This is a genomic window from Ruegeria sp. CDSC025, from assembly GCF_059610805.1.
The window spans coordinates 1-16,645 of the sequence record NZ_JBXWOJ010000025.1; the positions used below are offsets into that span (position 1 = coordinate 1).

Consider the following 16,645-nt stretch of genomic DNA (forward strand, 5'->3'; position numbering starts at 1 on the left):
ACGGTGAGGTCGAGGCCAAAGTCAAAGCCGAAGTCGCAAACCTCTGCGCCAGATTCCCTATCTATCCAAACTTGTAAACTGAAGGACACCAACCCATGAGCTTTCATTCCATCGAACAGGCTCCTGCCCGCCTAAACCGTAGCGAACTCGCCGTGCCTGGCAGCCAACCCGGAATGTTCGAAAAGGCCGCACAATCGGACGTGGATGTCATCTTCCTTGATCTGGAGGACGCCGTCGCGCCGGACGAGAAAGAACAGGCCCGCAAAAACATCATTGAGGCTCTGAACGACATCGACTGGGGCAGCAAGACCATGTCGGTACGTATCAACGGGCTCGACACGCATTACATGTACCGCGACGTGGTGGATGTGGTTGAACAGGCTGGCGAGCGACTTGATCTGATCATGATCCCCAAAGTCGGCACCGCGGCAGATGTCTATGCCGTCGACATGATGGTCACGCAAATCGAGGATGCAAAGGGGTACAAAAAACGCATCGGATTCGAGCATATCATCGAAACTGCGTTAGGGATGCAGAACGTCAGTGAGATCGCGGCGGCGTCGAAGCGTAACGAAAGCCTGCATTTCGGCGTAGCCGACTATGCCGCCTCGACCCGCGCGCGGACGACTATTATCGGCGGTGTTAACCCGGATTATTCCGTTCTGACTGACGCCGATACGGACGGAGGACGCCTGACCCATTGGGGAGATATGTGGCACTATGCGCTTGCCCGCATGGTTGTGGCTGCCCGCGCCAATGGTTTGCGCCCGATCGACGGCCCTTTTGGAGACTTCCAAGACCCGGACGGCTACAAAGCCGCCGCAAAGCGCGCGGCAGTATTAGGCTGCGAGGGCAAATGGGCCATCCATCCCAGCCAGATTTCACTGGCAAACGATGTTATGTCGCCGGGCGACGCCGAAGTCACCAAGGCACAACGCATTCTCGAAGCAATGGCCGAAGCCGAAGCAGCGGGAAAGGGAGCGGTTTCGTTGGATGGCCGCCTGATCGACTATGCTTCGATCCGTCAAGCTGAAGTTATGGTTGAAAAGGCCCGTCAAATCGCAGCAGCATGATCGCCTCATGACTTTACAATCGTCCATGTCTCAACGCGATTGTGCCGCCAACATATTTGCCGAAGCCATAGCCGCGGCAGATCCGGCGGTATCCCTGAGCAGACGGCTGCAATCAGCCCCATTGCCTGCGCCCAAACAGGGTGGGCGCAGCATCCTGATCGCGATTGGCAAAGCGGCCCCAGCCATGATGGCGGAAGCCTTGCAAAACGTTCAGGGTGATCATGTCGCTCTGGCCGTGACCCATTCCGAAAACCAAGCGGTCGTACCCGGTGCAACTGTGTTGAACAGTGCACACCCCGTTCCGGACGAACGGGGCCTCAAAGCCGGTCGCCAGATCATTGATCTGCTCAGCGCAGCACGCGAGCAAGATCAGATCATAGCGCTGATCTCTGGCGGGGGATCGGCCCTTGTTCCGGCACCTGTGGACGGATTGTCCCTATCGGATAAGATTGTGGTCAACGAGCTCTTGTTGTCTTCCGGATTGGACATCGTGCACATGAACCTGGTGCGCCAGCATCTGAGCCAGCTCAAGGGCGGAGGGTTTCTGCGACACGGTTCACCTGCACCGGTCACAGCCTATATTCTGTCGGATGTGATCGGAGATGACCTGCGTGCCGTTGCCAGCGGCCCCACTTCTCCACCCATCGGAACCCAAGCCGATGCCCGCAGGATCTGCATTGGGGCTGGCATCTGGAAGCGTCTTCCCCAATCCGTGCGGGACCATCTAGAACACAGCGTTCCTGAACAGACGATAGCAGTTGAAGCGACAAATCATCTGATCGGGTCGAACACGATAAGCCTTGAGGCTGCGCATCGCTGTGCGGCGCAGTTTTGTCGGGCTGAAATTGCCTCCAAAGCACTGACAGGAGACGTGTCCGACGCTGCACGTCAGATTCTGCAAGCGGCCCGTTCTGTGGCTTCCGACCGCCCGGTCGCTCTGCTTTTCGGAGGGGAGACAACCGTCCGGCTGCTGGGTGCGGGTCTTGGTGGGCGCAATCAGGAACTAGCGCTGCGCGTCGCCCAACTGGCGCAAGGGGAAGCTATTCCCGGCAACTGGATTTTCCTCAGCGGTGGAACAGATGGCCGTGATGGTCCGACCCCCGCAGCGGGTGCGATTGTGGATGTGGGAACATTCGACCGTATCCGCGATGCGGGGCAAAATCCGTCCACGCTGTTAGCAAACAACGACAGTCACCGGGCATTGGGACTATCGGGTGATCTTCTGATGACTGGTGCGACCGGAACCAATGTTGCAGATATCCAAGTATTGCTGCTTGGACCTGATGCTTGAGCGCGCGCTAAGCTTGGCGGGCATCAAGGTTGATATAGCGTCAGAGATGTCGAATTGGAGAGTCATGCCTGAATCCGTCGAGAAAGGTCCGATTCATGCGATAGTCTGATTTCAAAGCCATAAAAGAGGCGTTTGTTCCAATGTCACAGGCGATGTTTTAGGCTCTGACGGAGGGATATAGGCATTATTTTTTGCGGAATGTTTGGCGTTGATCGGCGTGTAAGCATTTGTAATTTTCGTTCTAAAGCTGATTTTTGGAGTAGGGTTTGAACCTTTGGCCTTCAGGACATGGTCCTGACGAGGTGAGATCGTGCAGCAAACAGTCCGGTGGGCTGTTTGTAGATCCGACGGGCGGTTCTGTTGTATTTGGTTGCGGGAGGGCGCAAACGCCGTTGTCGAACGCAGTTAAAATGCGTGATGAAAGCGTATTCTTTTTGAAAGAAGACGTCCCTCTCAATACACTTGTATGACCGCATTGAGCCCAAAGCAGCCGAATTGAAATCGCGACCTTCGCTCATTCAGCAAAACGAGCGCATTAGACACGCGCTGCATCGCAACCTAACATGCGGCCGTTGGTCGTGGCCGCAACGATGTCGGAAAGGCCTATGGCCGAGTTGCGGACGAGGTCGACTGCCGAAATCGTTCTATAAAATGCTATTTGCCAGCAACTGATTGCAATAATTTTCCGTTCTCAAGACGAGTAAATCGCGAGGGAAGTTGTCCACTTCGCAATTCTGTCGAAATTGGATATCGAAAACAATGGTCAACCGCCCTGCTTTTCACTTCGACAACGCTGCGCGTGTTTCGGCAAGACCCTCATAAACGGCGTCGACCACAGTTGGGTGCATGTTGTGCCCTTGGAGCCAAGACCTCGGGTCGTTGGCAAGCAGCGGGTCGAGTTCAGCCATTGCATCAAAAGCTGCTTTAGAGGCCTCGGTGTTAGCAAGCTGGTTGTGCGCGATGGCAAGCATCGCCTGACCGAACGACCACCCATCGATGGCAGCCCTGTCTGCGTTTGCGAGCATTTCTGGCCAGTCCTTTTTGAGCAAACTGTCAGCGGTTAGCACGTGATAGTAAAATGGCGGCGGCGCGACCGACGCATCGATGGCCCGGCGCATGGTTGGTGCTGCCTCTGAAAAACGGCCGGCGATCGCGTATCGGATGGCAAGGTTGGCGACCGCTGCCGGATCGTTCGGGTTCACCTCTACCGCTTTTCGCGCATAGTCTATCGAACGCTCCATATCGCCAGCGTATTGCTCAACATGCGACATCGCCTGGAGCGCGTCGGTATCTTGCGGGTCCAGATCGAGCGCGCGAGTCGCGGCGTCGCGCGCCAGATCAAATGCCGCCTCTCTCGACAGGTCGGTCTCTGTCCGAAACGGGCTGCATCGTTGCGAACATATGCAAGCATGGCCCAGGCGCGGGCATAGTCAGGGTCTTCGAGAACAGTCGCTTCCAGACATTCCCGAACTGCCGGATACTCATCGCGGTGGTAGGTGCGCCGGTAAATCTGCGCACTCGCCACACAGGAAAAGCCCCGCAAACTGTGATCGTTCGGATTATCGAGCCGCGTTCCGCGCACGTCGCGTAGCACATAGCCGTGCTGTTGCCCGATGCGAGATGCGAATTGTGACGCAATTTTTTCCTGAATGCCGGTGATGCTGAGGCCTTGGGTACCTTCTATGAAACGCTCACTCCACAAAACCTGTGCATCAGCGGCGCGGATCAGACTTGCGCGAACGTAAAGCAAACCGTCTTCCCGCCACACGCTGCCCTGCATTGTCTTTGCCCCCTAAAATTGGGCCACTACTTTGGCCGAGAAGGGGGAACAAGAGATGGCTCGGAAGCGATACTCGGACGAAGACATTCTGAAGCTGCTGCGTGAGATTGAACTGAAGCTGGCAGATGGCGACGATGTTCGGACAGCCTGTCGTGGTGTTGGTGTCAGCGATGCGACCTACTACAATTGGCGGCGTCGGTTCGGTGGCATGGGCAAGTCGCAACTGTCGGAGTTGCGCAGCCTGGAGAAAGAAAATGCCCGGCTGAAGAAGATCGTGGCCGAACTGGAACTGGACAAGCTGATCCTCAAAGAAAGTCTGAACTACCTAAAACCGAGGGCCTGACGACGAGCCAACTTCGTCAGGCCGTCATTCATGCTCGCCAGAAGCTTGGCACATCAGAGCGTCGCACCTGCAAGGTGGTCGGCCTTGCACGCAGCTCCATGCAATACCAGGCCGTAGAGAAGAACGATGATGCTCTTCGACTGGCCATGATCCGTCTGGCCAAGAGCTATGGCCGGTATGGCTACCGTAAGGTGGCGCAGCTGCTTCGGGTTGAGGGCTGGCGTGTCAATCACAAGAAGGTAGAACGGCTGTGGCGGGAGGAAGGTCTGCAACTCCCGCAGCGGCACAAGAAGAAGCGTCGCCTGTACCACAAGGACAGTTCGATCATTCGGCTCCGACCGACGCATCCCAACCATGTCTGGAGCGTCGATTTCGTTCACGACAAGCTGAGCAATGGGCGGAGCTACAAGATGCTCACGGTTCTGGATGAATACACCCGCCAGGCGCTTGCAGTGGAAGTTCGGACCCGCATGGGTTCTGAAGATGTGCTGGAGGTTCTCTACGGGCTGTTCCTGCGCCACGGAAAGCCTGATTTCGTTCGAAGCGATAACGGCCCAGAGTTCTCTTCACGAGCAACCCAGAGTTGGCTCGAGAAGGTCGGTGTGAACCCGATCCGGATCTACCCGGGGCTCTCCCTGGGAGAACGGATACAACGAGAGGTTCAATGGAACGCTCCGCCGCGAGGTTCTCAATTCCGAATGGTTCACAACGACCAAGCAAGCACAGATCGTGATCAATTGCTGGCTCAGGCAATACAACCACACCCGACCCCATCAGGCCCTCAACATGCGCCCACCAGTCCCCGAAACTCTAGTCCGAAATGGCCCAGAACATGGGGGCTAGACAACAAACGTTGGGCATACGACGAAGTGGGCTTTTGTGCGCAGGCGCATTCTGCGCGGTTGCACCTGCACCCGGTCGAATTGCGCGCTTTGCAATCGAGTTATCCTTTGAGCCGTTCTACCACCTGAACCAACACCAAGGCAAAGCGCTTCAGAACCCACTTATGCGTTCTATGAGCCAGTACATCGATACCGACCCGATGCCATAGGCTGTAATCACAGTCGCCCTTTGGCTAACTGGACGTGCCATCAATCGCCAGATCGCGACAAGAAGTGCCAAGGCCCCGACAAAACTCAACTGGCCGGCCTCGACGCCCAGGTTGAAGGCAAGCAAGGCTGCAGGAATATCGTTTGAGGGTAGTCCGATATCGGCCAAAGCGCCTGCAAAACCAAGGCCATGCAAAAGCCCAAACCCGAAACAAACGACCCAGGGCTTCTGCTTTGAAAGTCGGAAACGCCCGTCTCCAACCTTAACAATTTCCATCGCCAGAAAAACAATAGAAAGCGCAATGATGGCCTCGACCGGCGGACCAGGGACATTCAGAAAACCAAGCGTTGCCAATGCCAGTGTTATTGAATGCGCCAGTGTGAATGCTGTGACTGCTCCCACCAGTCTCCACGGATCGCGGACCAGAACAAACAACGCGAAGACAAACAGCAGATGATCCCAACCTTCCAGTATGTGTTCAAAACCCAACTGGAAATACGCGGTGAAAACAGACCATGTGGTCTGTTCAGAAGGTATGTTCTGAACGGCTGTCTCTGGTGTGAACCGAAGCGTCGTGGGCTCAGCCTGCAGGGGCTGCACTCGGACCAATACGTCGTTCTTTTGAACCTCCAGACCTTCTATCTGGATGGGTTGGCCCGCAATATCCCCGCGGCACTCGATAACCCAGGAAGAAACCCATGCTCTGCCATCGGAAATTGGGGTAGGGCCGCGCGCCGGGGTGCAACCATCCGGCGCCATGACATCAATCGCCATGGGTTGACCATTCACATCGGGTTTTCGCCAATGAACGCTCCAGGTGTCCGATGTGATTTGGCGAATTTCCAAGTACCCCGGATCAAGCGCATGCGCCGAGGCATTTCCTGCAACCCACGCAATCAGCAAGGCAAACAGTAGGCCAAATACAGCTTTCATTTGGTTTGACCTGAGAGAGCGGGCACTATGATCTCATAGTTGGCAGCAAGAATCTCATATTGCGCCTGCGCCAGATCTTCGCTCATCACGCGACGCCAATCCCGCAGCACGGCATCGTGAATTTCTGACAATGGGGGTATTTGGCTAGGTTCGATGTCTTGCACCTGAACTAGATGGACTCCGTAACCCGACTGGATCGGGCCAGCCCACTGACCTTTATCCAATGTTGTAAGACCCTTGGAAAAGCCAGATCCAAAGACCGAGTCTATCACTCTGGTCGCAGTCAAGGGCATAGATGCGGGCAGCAGTGTCGAGGCGCCCAGGTCGGAAACCTCATCTCCCGCGCGCAGGGCGGCCAATACCCCCTCGACTTCAGCTTTGTTTGGCTCCTCACCAATAAAGACCTGAATGAAGGCCAGCTTGCTGGGCGTCGCATAGCGCTCCGAGTTGTTTTGCAAAAAGGCCTCTAAATCTTCGTCTTCCGGAACAACAGACGTGGCGATCGCTTCGGTCAGGAAATCCATTTTTTGACTGAGACGAGACCGGATCACAGAGTCTCCGCGATCAAGGCCAAGCTTTCTGGCTTCTCTGACCAGTACCTCTTCGCGAATTGTTGCATCAGTCAAAGCTTGCAGCTCGGCACCGCTTGGGCGCCGTTTCCACCGTGCTTCAAACTGATCAGACAAAAGCGCGATATCGTTTTCGTCGATTGTTATTGTCACAAAATCTTCGACAGTCTCGTTTTCCGGCGCAACTATTTGGAACCAAATGAAAATAGCTGCTCCAATCAGGAAGAAATGGAACAGGGGTTCTTTCAATATTCGCATGAAGGCTCCTGCATGAAACGCGCTCCGGTTTTACGTATCGATGCTGACATCAGTCGATTGAGCATTGCAAGAAAATCAACGCTACGCACAAATCAATCGTCTGGTGAATGGGCCGAGGTAAAGGCTTCTACCTCGGTTGCCAACGCCGTGATCGGCAGTGTTACTCTGCCGGTGTATACCAAATCGGGGAAGAGTAAGCGCGTTCCTGATGTGTGAGCACCGCGTCTTCGGGCAATTCGGCGCCAAATCTCAGCTTATCGTAAAGGATCCAACGCGGTGTTGGAATTTCGATCGCACGTACGTAATAAAATGCGCGTGCATTTGGATCGAATTCAGGATCAGACCAAACGGTTACAAGTTCGGCAGTTCCAATCGTGTTGGTCCAACTGGCGGTTTCAACATCAACTGTGTTTCCAACCGCAGGGATCTTGCCGTTTTGGTCAGCAACACGGTTGTCCGACCACGCCACATCGTAAACCTTTTCCTGCAAGGCCCCTTCAGAATCCAGCCAACCCTTTACCACCTGCACGCGATCCAGATTGGCACCAACCGGGTCGCGTAGTGCAGCGATCAGGAATGCGGGCGCACCTTCACCCTCGCGAGGTCGCAGATCCGAGCCCATCGGAACACCTTTGGTGTAGCCCACATCAGCAAGGAAGCGTGTTTCAACATCCGCGTCACTGAAACCCCAACCGCCAAAGAACCGCAGACCGATCCGAGGTCCGGTGGTTGCATAGGTTTCGCGTCGCTTGAACGCATCGAAGATTGCAGCGCGAGTATTATCGGTCGCCCAAACTGCCGTGTATCCCGATGCGACAAGAAGGTCGCCAGGAATTTCGCCAAGGTCATTGGCGATGAAAGGATGCTTTATTCTCGTGGCCGATGGTTCAACGCTGACGGATTTTCCAAAGAAGTTGTCTTCTTCGGCAGTTGCCAGAGACGTATGGCTGTCCGTTGCTCCGCCCATGCCGAACTTATATGGGTTAACGCCGAACTTTTCTTCTAACAACAAACCGCGCTTCAAAGCTTCTCGGGCGTATTCGCCAGCCAGCATGTCATCGGTTTTCAACTCGGTTATGTCGAGGTTGCCGACGTCCCAGTTTTCGTAATCCGCGAATTCATCATCGGGGCTCAGGAAGGGGTGCGCTTCGCCGTCGCCCTTGATCTGCGTGACTTCATAGTGGGGTTCCCATTTCGCGCGGGCGGCCACATATTCCTCGTCTACCTTGCCACCGTGATAGGTGTCTTCGGTCGGGAACATCCATCCGTTCGAAAGGTTGCCATTATGGGCGAAAGCTACCGCCCGACCGCCCGTTTTTTCTTGATAGTCTTCCAGCCATGCATAGAGCGCCTTTGGGTCGGTATCACCAAAGGGTGGTTGCGTGACCGGCGGCACCATCTGAAGCGCCCTGATCGGCCCATCACGCAGCATGACGTTTCGGTGCAGGTTGAAACCCTTGGGTACAGAGGTCCATTCGAATCCGATGAACGCCGTGAAATTGCCGGGGTCGTTATGTTCTTCCGCAGCCAGAACGATTTGTTCCCATGTAAAAGCAAATGCATCTGCACCTGGGCTGTAAGACTCCAGAAGAACTTCTGGCAGGGTCATTTGCGAAAAGTTGGTGATGATGTCGAACGCCGCTTTGCCAGCCTCTTCGCCGCCTGCCTTGTAACCTTCGTACCATTCCAAACCTTTTGGATCGGCAAGAACGCCCGGCTTGCCAGCCTGAAGGTCCGGGGCAAATCCCATTAGGTCAGTGTGATCCGTGAGAACCATCCAGTCCAGAGGCCGGGCCAGTCTCACTGGTTGACCCGTGGAAGAAATGACCTGTTCGCCTTTTGCAAAGCGCCAAGCTTCATCAGGTAACAGTGTGTTCCCGAAAGCACCTGCATCCAGCGAAAGTCCGGTGTGAAGATGCGAGTCTCCCCACAGCGGGCGCTCAGGGAAAGTCCGGTTCGCATATGGTGAATACGGCTGCTTTGAGAACAAGCCTTCCGCCGCTTCTTCGCTAGGAACAGCGTCGGCAAAGACCGTCGATGATGCCAGCCCCAGTGAGATAGAACAAACAAAAGCTCGAAGCATATAGACCTCCCTACTCAAGATCGCCCGGTGGTGCCCGTGACTTACATCTCAAGAATTAATATTCCTATTTCTCTATATAACATCAATTTTCCATTTGTGGGAATACTCAGCTCTCGGCTTTGTCACGATGATGCAAGTAGGAGTGTGGCTGCCGAAGTTGGTCTGAAAATGACTCGATAAGTCATAGCCTCGATTGTTGGGCTCAACATTGAGAACGGAAGCTTTGGAGAAATTGCGGTTTGAATTGGCGAATGTCTATCGTGAGCCATGTATGCACTTTAGCAAAGTCGGCATAGCTGCGCTTAGATGACATTCTTGGCTATCGCGGTCTGGATCATTTTGGGCTCTCCTTAAACCTATGCCGCGACTTGCACCGAGGGCCGCTCTGGTACGAAACGACTTTTGCGGCACGCGTGTGAGCAGACAAAACGCGGGACAATCCGGACACTTGGATGAATGGCGACGACGCGCATTTCAGCACATCGTTCCGATCGGCTAGGCAACGACCGCCGAGGTCACGACAGACGGAATTGGCACGTCCCATTCAGGACCCGCACCGTGCTTTGCCAGAACTTTGGCCACAACCGCCGCTCGGATTGCGGCCGAATTCGTTGTAGGTTGAGGGCGCAAAAGGGCGCCACCTCGGGCCGTTCCTTCAAGAAAGAAATCGAACGGTGCGCCCGGATCACTAACCTGCCATTTCGACGCGACGAAGGTTTGATGGCAATCTGAAAAACCGGCCTTGGCGAGTACGGGAAAGGCGATAGTCGGATCGGCATAATCATTTGCCCCGGGACCCGGTGGCAAGGCAATCTCTGGCAACCCGTGTTCCTCAATGGCGCCAAAAACATACCCCAGTGCAGTGTCAACTTCGGGCCCGCACCACACCGAATACGCCTGCCGACCGCCGTCGCGCAAAACACGGCGAACTTCTGCCAACACTTTCGGGGGGTCCGGCATATGGGGCATTCCAAAGCCAATTGTTACAGCGTCAAACGTATTGTCTTCAAAGCTCAAGGCCACCGCATCGCCTTCAACGAACTGAGCCTGTGGCACCGCCAGCCGCGCCATCTCAAGCATGGCGGGTGAGAAATCAAGGCCCGTTACGCGAGCACCTGTGTTGAAAAGGCCTGCGGATACATTGCCATGTCCGCAGCACAAATCGAGCACACGAGTGTCCGGTCCAGCACAAACCGCAGCGACCCGGTGTGGGACAACCATGTCCGCCGCCTTGGCAAACACCTCGGCATAGGACTGTGCCACATCGCACTTGGCCCATTCGCGCCTTTCGAGGGCGGCAAATGTGTCCTGTTCCTGATTGTCAGGCATCCAACATCTCCTCAATCGCCACGTTTTGGAGGACCGCCGAAAGGGGCAAATTGTCAAGTTCGCCAAGTGAAATGGGCATTCGCCGTCATTTGCGGGTAGGTTGCTTTGGGTGCACGCGCTCGACGCGTTTGAGGATCGAAACCGGTGACAGGGCGGTGTGGTTCGCTGCATTACGGGCAAGTTCCGGGCCCTCGTAGATCATTCCCCGGTCCATTCAGGCATCGGTTCTTTGCGGGTGAAGGCCCCGATACCGGCCTCGGCATCTTTGGCCATCATGTTTTCCGCCATCGTGCGACCGGCAAAGGCGTAGGCCTCTTCCAGCGGCATTTCGAGCTGTTCGTAATAGGCACGCTTGCCGATCTTGACGGCGGACGGCGATTTGTCGGCAATGATCCAAGCCATTTCTGTGGATGCCGCTTCCAGTTCCGCCAAGGGCACCACGCGGTTGACCAACCCCATTTCGGCGACGCGGGCTGCGGGCAAGAATTCCCCCAAAAGCAACATTTCCATCGCCAGCTTGCGCGGCACATTGCGCGAAAGCGCGACCATCGGGGTTGAGCAAAATAGCCCGATATTCACGCCCGATGTTGCGAAAGTTGCGTTGTCGGCGGCCACCGCCAGATCACAGGACGCAACAAGCTGACACCCCGCCGCTGTGGCAATCCCTTTGACCTCGGCGATTACAGGTTGCGGCAAGCGCACCACCCGAAGCATCATCGCCGAACACGTCGCAAACAGGTCTTGGAAATACTGAAACCCACCGTCGGCATCCGCCCGGCGCGCCGACATTTCTTTGAGGTTATGACCCGCGCAAAAGTGATTGCCGCCGGTACGCAAGATCACTGCTTTGACACTGCGATCTTCTGCGATTTCGTCAAATGTGTCAGACAGAGCGCGTAGCATCGCCTCTGACAACGCATTAATCGACTTGGGCGCGTTCAGAGTCAGAACGGTAACGCCATCGATGTCAGCCCGCAGGATCAAATCATCGTTTTGCATTTCGCCCTCATAGGCCATTGAGTGGAACTTTCAGCATAGGTGCGCCGCTTTCGTCGCACGGGATTTCGCCGGCCCGCATATTCACTTGCAGGGACGGTATGATCAGTTTGGGCATCGCCAGCTGCGCGTCACGCTCCGTCCGGAACTTGATGAAATCTTCGCGCGATTTGCCAGCACCCACATGGATGTTGTCGGCACGTTGCTGGCCAATTGTGGTCTCCCACGCGATGGCGCGCCCACCGGGGCCATAGTCGTGGCAGATGAACAGGCGCATCTCGCCCGGCAGGCTCAGCACGGTTTGGATAGAATCGTAAAGCTGCCCTGCATCACCACCCGGAAAGTCTGCGCGGGCTGAGCCGCCGTCAGGCATAAAGAGCGTGTCACCGGCAAAGGCGGCGTCGCCAATCACATGCACCATGCAGGCTGGTGTGTGGCCCGGCGTGGCAATCACAAAGGCCGTCATTTCGCCAATGGTGTAGGTGTCACCATCCTCGAACAAAGCATCAAACTGCGACCCGTCGCGTTGAAATTCCGTGCCTTCGTTGAAGATTTTGCCGAAGGTGTCCTGAATTTCGATGATGCCTGCACCAACGCCAATTTTGCCACCCAGCCTATCCTGAATTTAGGGTGCAGCAGACAGGTGATCGGCATGGACATGGGTTTCAATGATCCACTCCACCGACAAGCCTTGTGACTGGATGGCGTCGATCAAAGCGATCGGCACTGTCGTAAGTGATCCGCCCGGCGGCGTAATCCATATCCAGAACGCTGTCGATTATTGCACAGGCGTTAGATGCGGGGTCTTTCACGACATAAGAAATCGTGTTGCAGGCAGGATCAAAGAACCCTTCGACACTAGGCTTTGCTGCCATATTGAGATTTGGGAAATTTGTTGAAGGTTCCATGATTTATTCCAGCGCGCCCCCGGCCTTTTTCCAGGCGCCAACGCCTCCGGTCAGGTTCACAACGGGCGACAGTCCCATATCCATGGCCACCACCGCCGCCATGGCAGAACGCCCACCCGATGCGCAATAGAACACGTAAGTCTTATCTTGACTGAACTCCGGCTTGTGCGCAGGACTTTCCGGGTCGATGTGGAATTCCATCATGCCGCGCGACGATGCGACAGCACCCTCAATGACGCCGGTTTTGGCCTATTCCGTACCATCGCGCTGATCGACAAAAACGTGATCGAGCGAGCCTACCAAGGCCAATGCCTCTTCGGCACTGATCGCAGGCACCGCTTTCGTGGCCACCTTTACGATGTCTTTCGCGCTTTTGGTGATCGTCTGAGCCATGTTTGGTTTCCTTTTTCGATTGGTTTTGAGCCAGTCCAATAGTGCGTCGAGCGGCCAATTTATGGCACCGCTACAGCCGTATGCGCAGGCAGAGGCCACATGAGTTTCTGTGCCGCTCTCAGTCAAATTGCGAGATCAAGACGGGGCTTCCAGAACGGGCGGAACAGCTCGATCTTGGGGCAGCGGTTCATCACCACCTTCAGCCCCGCTTCTTCGGCAAGCGCGGCCGCGCGGTCATCATAAACGCCGATTTGGCCCCAAAGCACCTTGGCGCCGATTGCAATGGCTTTCTCGGTGATCGCGTAAAGTTCCTCTTTCGGGCGGAAGACCTCGACCATATCCACGGGCCGGTCGATCTCTTCCAGCGAATGAACGACAGGTATGCCGCGAATTTCGATCAGCTTTGGGTTTGGATTGACAGGGATCATGTCATAGCCCGTTTCGTGCAGCACACGCAGCACGCCATAGCTGAACTTGGTCTTGTCGCCACTGGCCCCCACCATCGCAATGGTTTTGACCGAACGCAGGATGTCCGCCAGATATTCGGGCGCGTAATCATACAGGTGATCGATGTCAGCTTCGGGCATTTAAGCCTCCTTAGGGGTCGCGATATCCGCCTTCAGCTCATGCGGCTCCAGCGGATCAAGGAAGGGGTTGCGATAAAGTTTGTCGTGGCTTTCGACGCCGATTTCCAATATGCAATCGCTCACCGCGCGGGCCACACACAGCAGAACATAGCCATTGTTGATCTGGCGATTGTTCAACGCCACTTGCCTGCGCTGATCCACTTCGCCAGCTGTCAGTTTGGCCGCACAGGTGATGCAGCCGCCGTATTTGCAGCCATAGGGCAGATCGACTCCCTGTTCGCGTAAAGCGTCCAGCAACGGACGGCGGGCGTCGACCTGATAGGTCGCATCATCGCGGTTGGCGATTGTGATTGTGCGGGTTTCGCTCACAGCCAGATGTCGCTTGTACAATCGCCACCGGGATAGCGGGTTTCATGGCAGCGGCTTGGTCCGTTTGGCTCTTTGCCAAAATCAACAACGAAATCTTCGTTGATTTTCATACCGCCGTTTTCGACATCACAGTCGATCATCAGCATGACACCGCCCTGGGTGCGAATTTCCGGATAGAACTGGTTGTCCCAGGTCGAGAACAGCGAGGTCGTGACATAAAGCCGTTTGCCATCAAGCGAGAGCTGATACATTTGCGGCCCGCCTGCCACTTTGACGCCATTGACCTCGGGCGCTTTGCCCAAAAGCCCGCCCATCCAAACCTGCCCGGTCAAAACAGGATTATGCGGGTCAGAGATGTCGTACTGGCGCATATCGCCGTGCAACCAGTTATTGAGGTAAAGGTATTTGTCGTCCATCGATACAAGGATGGCCGACATCACACCGGGCACGGGAATAGGCCATTCGGGATGCGGTTCATTCTCCACATCAATGATCTTTTCCCATTCCCATTTCCCAGCTTCGGACTTCCAGAAATGGATGACATTGGCGCTAAGCGCGGCACCGCAGAACCCATGTGTACTGTCAGGATCATGCAGAAACTTTACCTCCAGCGGGATCAGGCCGTCTTCGCCGAGATACATCGTCTCGACCGGCACCTTTTTCTCAAAATCCCAGATGTGCAGGCGGCGACCGTATTTCAGGTGGCCCACTTCTTCCAAATCAAACCCTGGCATGAATGTGTTGGGTGCGGCCCATTCGGAACTGACCATCACGTTATGGCGCGGCTGGTACCAGAAGTCATAACCAAACGGGATATCGCCCATTGAGTTTTCCCAACGACCAACGATCTCGAATTCTTTGTTGAGGTGCAGATAACCACCGGGCGCTTCGCCCTGTGCGTCACCTAAGAAGGAAATGATGATCTCAGAGCCCAAACAATGCACGGTGTGTGGGCCGCTCAGATTGGTTTTTGACTTGATCTCGGCCCCGTCAATCACCTTATGAAGGCGCGGAGCAAACGGGTCCGTCGCGGTGTCGATCACATGGATATTGTTGGACCGCACGCCTGGCACCAGCAGGTAGTTACGGCTCATGCCCGCGTCGTCGTGGCAGGAAGAACAGGCATTCCAGCCCATGTGATGCAATTCATCCCCGATGCCGGGCATCTCTAAGCGATGGATGACTTGTGAATAGGTCGGGCTTTCCGGGTCGGCGTCCACGGTGGCTAGGTAGTCCGGCTTTTGAATGCCGGTGCCGGTGTAGATGGCAATTGTGTACAAGAGGTTTTCACGCGGCGCTTTGATCGCCTCGGCAGGGCTTGCATACCCCGGGCCACAACATGCTCCGTCCATCTTCACATTCCTCCCTTGCGATCATTTGAAGATTCTCGTAAATCGATAAAAAGATTCTCGCAAGGTAAAAATATGCATCTGGAACGCCTGACATTCATCCTCGAAGTTGTTGGACAAAAGGGCGAGACTACAGTGGCCGAGATTTGCGCTCATTCTGACCTGCCTAAGCCGTCTGCCTACCGGTTGGTGCAGGACCTCGTCGGTGTGGGTCTACTGGAACCTGTTGCCCGTGGTACATTCACAATCGGCTCCCGCCTGAAGCGGATCACGAAAAGTGACCACTCTGACCGCGCACTGCTAGAGGTGATTGCGCCTGCGCTAAAGCAAGCCGCTAAACAATATGGCACCGCATTTTTCCTGTCCCGTCTGCGCGGAAAATCCGTGGAAATTATTCACGTTGAAACACCTGACACTGGGGTCTCCTATCTCCATCCCGGTTTGGGGAAACGACCCTTGCATGCCTGTTCCTGCTCTAAGGCCGTTGCTGCATTCTCACCCGACTTGTTTTTGACCAGCGAAATGGAAGGCCGGCTGCGCGCCTACACCGAATTCACCCTGACAAACGTGCAGGACTTGGAAGCCGAGTTTGACACCATTCGCAATCGCGGCTTCGCAGAATGCGTGGAAGAGATTGAGCGCGGCATGTGTTCGGTGGCAGCTCCCCTTGCGCCAAGCGGGCCAGGTTCCACGATGTCCATCGGTGCAACCGGATCGGTACGGGTCTTTACGCCAGCGTTCCGCGAAAAACTTGGTCCCCAGATCTCCCTTATTGCGCGTGAAATGTCTGCAAATTTGGGTTGGGACGCGGCGCAGGATGCCAAAATATCAGGCTAACTTTTAGGTGGTCTTCGAATGTGGGCCACTTCTAAATCTGATCTGAACTGACCTCCGCTCCACACAAACAAAAATGCAACGCCGAACGTTCGAACGTCTCGCAGCATTCAGAAGAAAGGGCTCGGTGCAGTCATCTGACAAAAATCGTCGGATGTCCAAGGCGCGATCTTAGGCGGACATTCATTGATCGGAACTCGCTAAAAAACCATGCCGTTCAAAGACTAGTGTCAGACATTTCTCCTGCGCCCGATTTGACGATATCCATCTCATCTGAGGCATAGGGTTTAAGCAGTTCAAAGGCCTCCGCAGCGCTGCCATCCAACCAGACCTCATAGTCACAAGGATGGAGTATGACCCGCATTCTCTGCGGATGTATCGGACGCACAATGTCATTCGCTGAGGTGGTTAACTTCGCCGCGTTTGCTTCCACGGTGCTTTCAGTTGTGATGGCGCAACGCAAAAGCCCGCTCTGGCACGGTGTGTAATATATTGATATT

At 55.3% G+C, this 16,645-nt stretch carries 18 protein-coding genes and 1 pseudogene; 5 read left to right on the forward strand and 14 right to left on the reverse strand.

The window, feature by feature from the left end:
• Nucleotides 1-95 precede the first annotated feature (95 nt).
• Both AC2FH8_RS20185 and AC2FH8_RS20190 read left to right on the forward strand, forming a co-directional pair.
• Nucleotides 96-1,073: an HpcH/HpaI aldolase/citrate lyase family protein gene (locus tag AC2FH8_RS20185; protein ID WP_142640422.1), complete on the forward strand. Its 978-nt coding sequence runs from the start codon at nt 96-98 to the stop codon at nt 1,071-1,073.
• A 7-nt stretch (nt 1,074-1,080) separates the two neighbouring features.
• A complete protein-coding gene (locus tag AC2FH8_RS20190; protein ID WP_281996144.1) occupies nt 1,081-2,364 on the forward strand; it encodes a glycerate kinase type-2 family protein in 1,284 nt (427 codons plus the stop codon).
• 779 nt (nt 2,365-3,143) lie between these two features.
• On the opposite strand, the gene AC2FH8_RS20195 is transcribed toward AC2FH8_RS20190, so the two are convergent.
• Nucleotides 3,144-3,605 (reverse strand): hypothetical protein, encoded by a 462-nt coding sequence (locus AC2FH8_RS20195; RefSeq protein ID WP_496690598.1) that lies wholly within the window; start codon nt 3,603-3,605, stop codon nt 3,144-3,146.
• Nucleotides 3,590-4,144, reverse strand: coding sequence for a hypothetical protein (locus AC2FH8_RS20200; RefSeq protein ID WP_496690599.1), 555 nt, complete (start codon nt 4,142-4,144; stop codon nt 3,590-3,592). Before AC2FH8_RS20200 ends, AC2FH8_RS20195 begins: the two co-directional genes overlap by 16 nt.
• Before the next feature lie 55 nt (nt 4,145-4,199).
• Between AC2FH8_RS20200 and AC2FH8_RS20205 the strand changes: the two genes are divergently transcribed.
• Nucleotides 4,200-4,487, forward strand: a complete 288-nt coding sequence (locus tag AC2FH8_RS20205) for a transposase (RefSeq protein ID WP_171127984.1) — start codon at nt 4,200-4,202, stop codon at nt 4,485-4,487.
• Nucleotides 4,488-4,513: 26 nt separating this feature from the next.
• Nucleotides 4,514-5,458, forward strand: coding sequence for a DDE-type integrase/transposase/recombinase (locus AC2FH8_RS20210; protein WP_496690606.1), 945 nt, complete (start codon nt 4,514-4,516; stop codon nt 5,456-5,458).
• Between the two features lie 22 nt (nt 5,459-5,480).
• Here the strand turns inward: AC2FH8_RS20210 and AC2FH8_RS20215 are convergent, their stop codons facing one another.
• From AC2FH8_RS20215 to AC2FH8_RS20265, 11 genes and pseudogenes are all read right to left on the reverse strand, one after another.
• Nucleotides 5,481-6,470, reverse strand: a complete 990-nt coding sequence (locus tag AC2FH8_RS20215; protein WP_142640385.1) for a HupE/UreJ family protein — start codon at nt 6,468-6,470, stop codon at nt 5,481-5,483.
• Nucleotides 6,467-7,297 (reverse strand): peptidyl-prolyl cis-trans isomerase, encoded by an 831-nt coding sequence (locus AC2FH8_RS20220; protein ID WP_496690600.1) that lies wholly within the window; start codon nt 7,295-7,297, stop codon nt 6,467-6,469. The genes AC2FH8_RS20215 and AC2FH8_RS20220 overlap by 4 nt, the downstream gene beginning before the upstream one ends.
• 160 nt (nt 7,298-7,457) lie before the next feature.
• The gene (locus tag AC2FH8_RS20225) at nt 7,458-9,380 is read right to left on the reverse strand and encodes a DUF3604 domain-containing protein (RefSeq protein WP_496690601.1); all 1,923 of its coding nucleotides are present in this window, start codon (nt 9,378-9,380) and stop codon (nt 7,458-7,460) included.
• Between the two features lie 495 nt (nt 9,381-9,875).
• Nucleotides 9,876-10,709, reverse strand: a complete 834-nt coding sequence (locus AC2FH8_RS20230) for a methyltransferase domain-containing protein (RefSeq protein ID WP_496690602.1) — start codon at nt 10,707-10,709, stop codon at nt 9,876-9,878.
• Between the two features lie 198 nt (nt 10,710-10,907).
• Nucleotides 10,908-11,708 carry an enoyl-CoA hydratase gene (locus AC2FH8_RS20235; RefSeq protein WP_246097366.1) on the reverse strand — a complete coding sequence of 267 codons (801 nt, stop codon included), beginning with the start codon at nt 11,706-11,708 and terminating at the stop codon, nt 10,908-10,910.
• A 7-nt stretch (nt 11,709-11,715) separates the two neighbouring features.
• Nucleotides 11,716-12,613, reverse strand: a pseudogene (locus tag AC2FH8_RS20240) (MBL fold metallo-hydrolase).
• Between the two features lie 3 nt (nt 12,614-12,616).
• Entirely contained in the window at nt 12,617-12,847 is a 231-nt protein-coding gene (locus tag AC2FH8_RS20245) for a rhodanese-like domain-containing protein (RefSeq protein ID WP_345742134.1), read from the reverse strand.
• Between the two features lie 15 nt (nt 12,848-12,862).
• Entirely contained in the window at nt 12,863-13,006 is a 144-nt protein-coding gene (locus tag AC2FH8_RS20250) for a hypothetical protein (RefSeq protein ID WP_334223335.1), read from the reverse strand.
• Between the two features lie 122 nt (nt 13,007-13,128).
• The gene (locus tag AC2FH8_RS20255) at nt 13,129-13,593 is read right to left on the reverse strand and encodes a CoA-binding protein (protein ID WP_142640390.1); all 465 of its coding nucleotides are present in this window, start codon (nt 13,591-13,593) and stop codon (nt 13,129-13,131) included.
• Nucleotides 13,594-13,962: a 2Fe-2S iron-sulfur cluster-binding protein gene (locus tag AC2FH8_RS20260; RefSeq protein WP_142640391.1), complete on the reverse strand. Its 369-nt coding sequence runs from the start codon at nt 13,960-13,962 to the stop codon at nt 13,594-13,596.
• Entirely contained in the window at nt 13,959-15,314 is a 1,356-nt protein-coding gene (locus AC2FH8_RS20265; RefSeq protein WP_496690603.1) for a selenium-binding family protein, read from the reverse strand. The genes AC2FH8_RS20260 and AC2FH8_RS20265 overlap by 4 nt, the downstream gene beginning before the upstream one ends.
• A gap of 72 nt (nt 15,315-15,386) precedes the next feature.
• On the opposite strand from AC2FH8_RS20265, the gene AC2FH8_RS20270 reads away from it, so the two are divergent.
• Complete coding sequence (locus tag AC2FH8_RS20270; RefSeq protein WP_496690604.1) at nt 15,387-16,148, forward strand: IclR family transcriptional regulator; 762 nt, start codon at nt 15,387-15,389, stop codon at nt 16,146-16,148.
• 214 nt (nt 16,149-16,362) lie between these two features.
• On the opposite strand, the gene AC2FH8_RS20275 is transcribed toward AC2FH8_RS20270, so the two are convergent.
• On the reverse strand, nt 16,363-16,645 hold a 283-nt coding region (locus tag AC2FH8_RS20275), incomplete at its 5' end, for an SOS response-associated peptidase family protein (protein ID WP_496690605.1).

Bases quoted from the DNA above. Each gene is read 5' to 3' on its own strand.
- AC2FH8_RS20200 (WP_496690599.1), bottom strand. From the start codon at position 4,144: ATGCAGGGCAGCGTGTGGCGGGAAGACGGTTTGCTTTACGTTCGCGCA.
- AC2FH8_RS20255 (WP_142640390.1), bottom strand. From the start codon at position 13,593: ATGCCCGAAGCTGACATCGATCACCTGTATGATTACGCGCCCGAATAT.
- AC2FH8_RS20225 (WP_496690601.1), bottom strand. From the start codon at position 9,380: ATGCTTCGAGCTTTTGTTTGTTCTATCTCACTGGGGCTGGCATCATCG.
- AC2FH8_RS20195 (WP_496690598.1), bottom strand. From the start codon at position 3,605: ATGGAGCGTTCGATAGACTATGCGCGAAAAGCGGTAGAGGTGAACCCG.
- AC2FH8_RS20270 (WP_496690604.1), top strand. From the start codon at position 15,387: ATGCATCTGGAACGCCTGACATTCATCCTCGAAGTTGTTGGACAAAAG.
- AC2FH8_RS20265 (WP_496690603.1), bottom strand. From the start codon at position 15,314: ATGGACGGAGCATGTTGTGGCCCGGGGTATGCAAGCCCTGCCGAGGCG.
- AC2FH8_RS20220 (WP_496690600.1), bottom strand. From the start codon at position 7,297: ATGCGAATATTGAAAGAACCCCTGTTCCATTTCTTCCTGATTGGAGCA.
- AC2FH8_RS20190 (WP_281996144.1), top strand. From the start codon at position 1,081: ATGACTTTACAATCGTCCATGTCTCAACGCGATTGTGCCGCCAACATA.
- AC2FH8_RS20250 (WP_334223335.1), bottom strand. From the start codon at position 13,006: ATGGCTCAGACGATCACCAAAAGCGCGAAAGACATCGTAAAGGTGGCC.
- AC2FH8_RS20205 (WP_171127984.1), top strand. From the start codon at position 4,200: ATGGCTCGGAAGCGATACTCGGACGAAGACATTCTGAAGCTGCTGCGT.
- AC2FH8_RS20235 (WP_246097366.1), bottom strand. From the start codon at position 11,708: ATGCAAAACGATGATTTGATCCTGCGGGCTGACATCGATGGCGTTACC.
- AC2FH8_RS20230 (WP_496690602.1), bottom strand. From the start codon at position 10,709: ATGCCTGACAATCAGGAACAGGACACATTTGCCGCCCTCGAAAGGCGC.
- AC2FH8_RS20215 (WP_142640385.1), bottom strand. From the start codon at position 6,470: ATGAAAGCTGTATTTGGCCTACTGTTTGCCTTGCTGATTGCGTGGGTT.
- AC2FH8_RS20185 (WP_142640422.1), top strand. From the start codon at position 96: ATGAGCTTTCATTCCATCGAACAGGCTCCTGCCCGCCTAAACCGTAGC.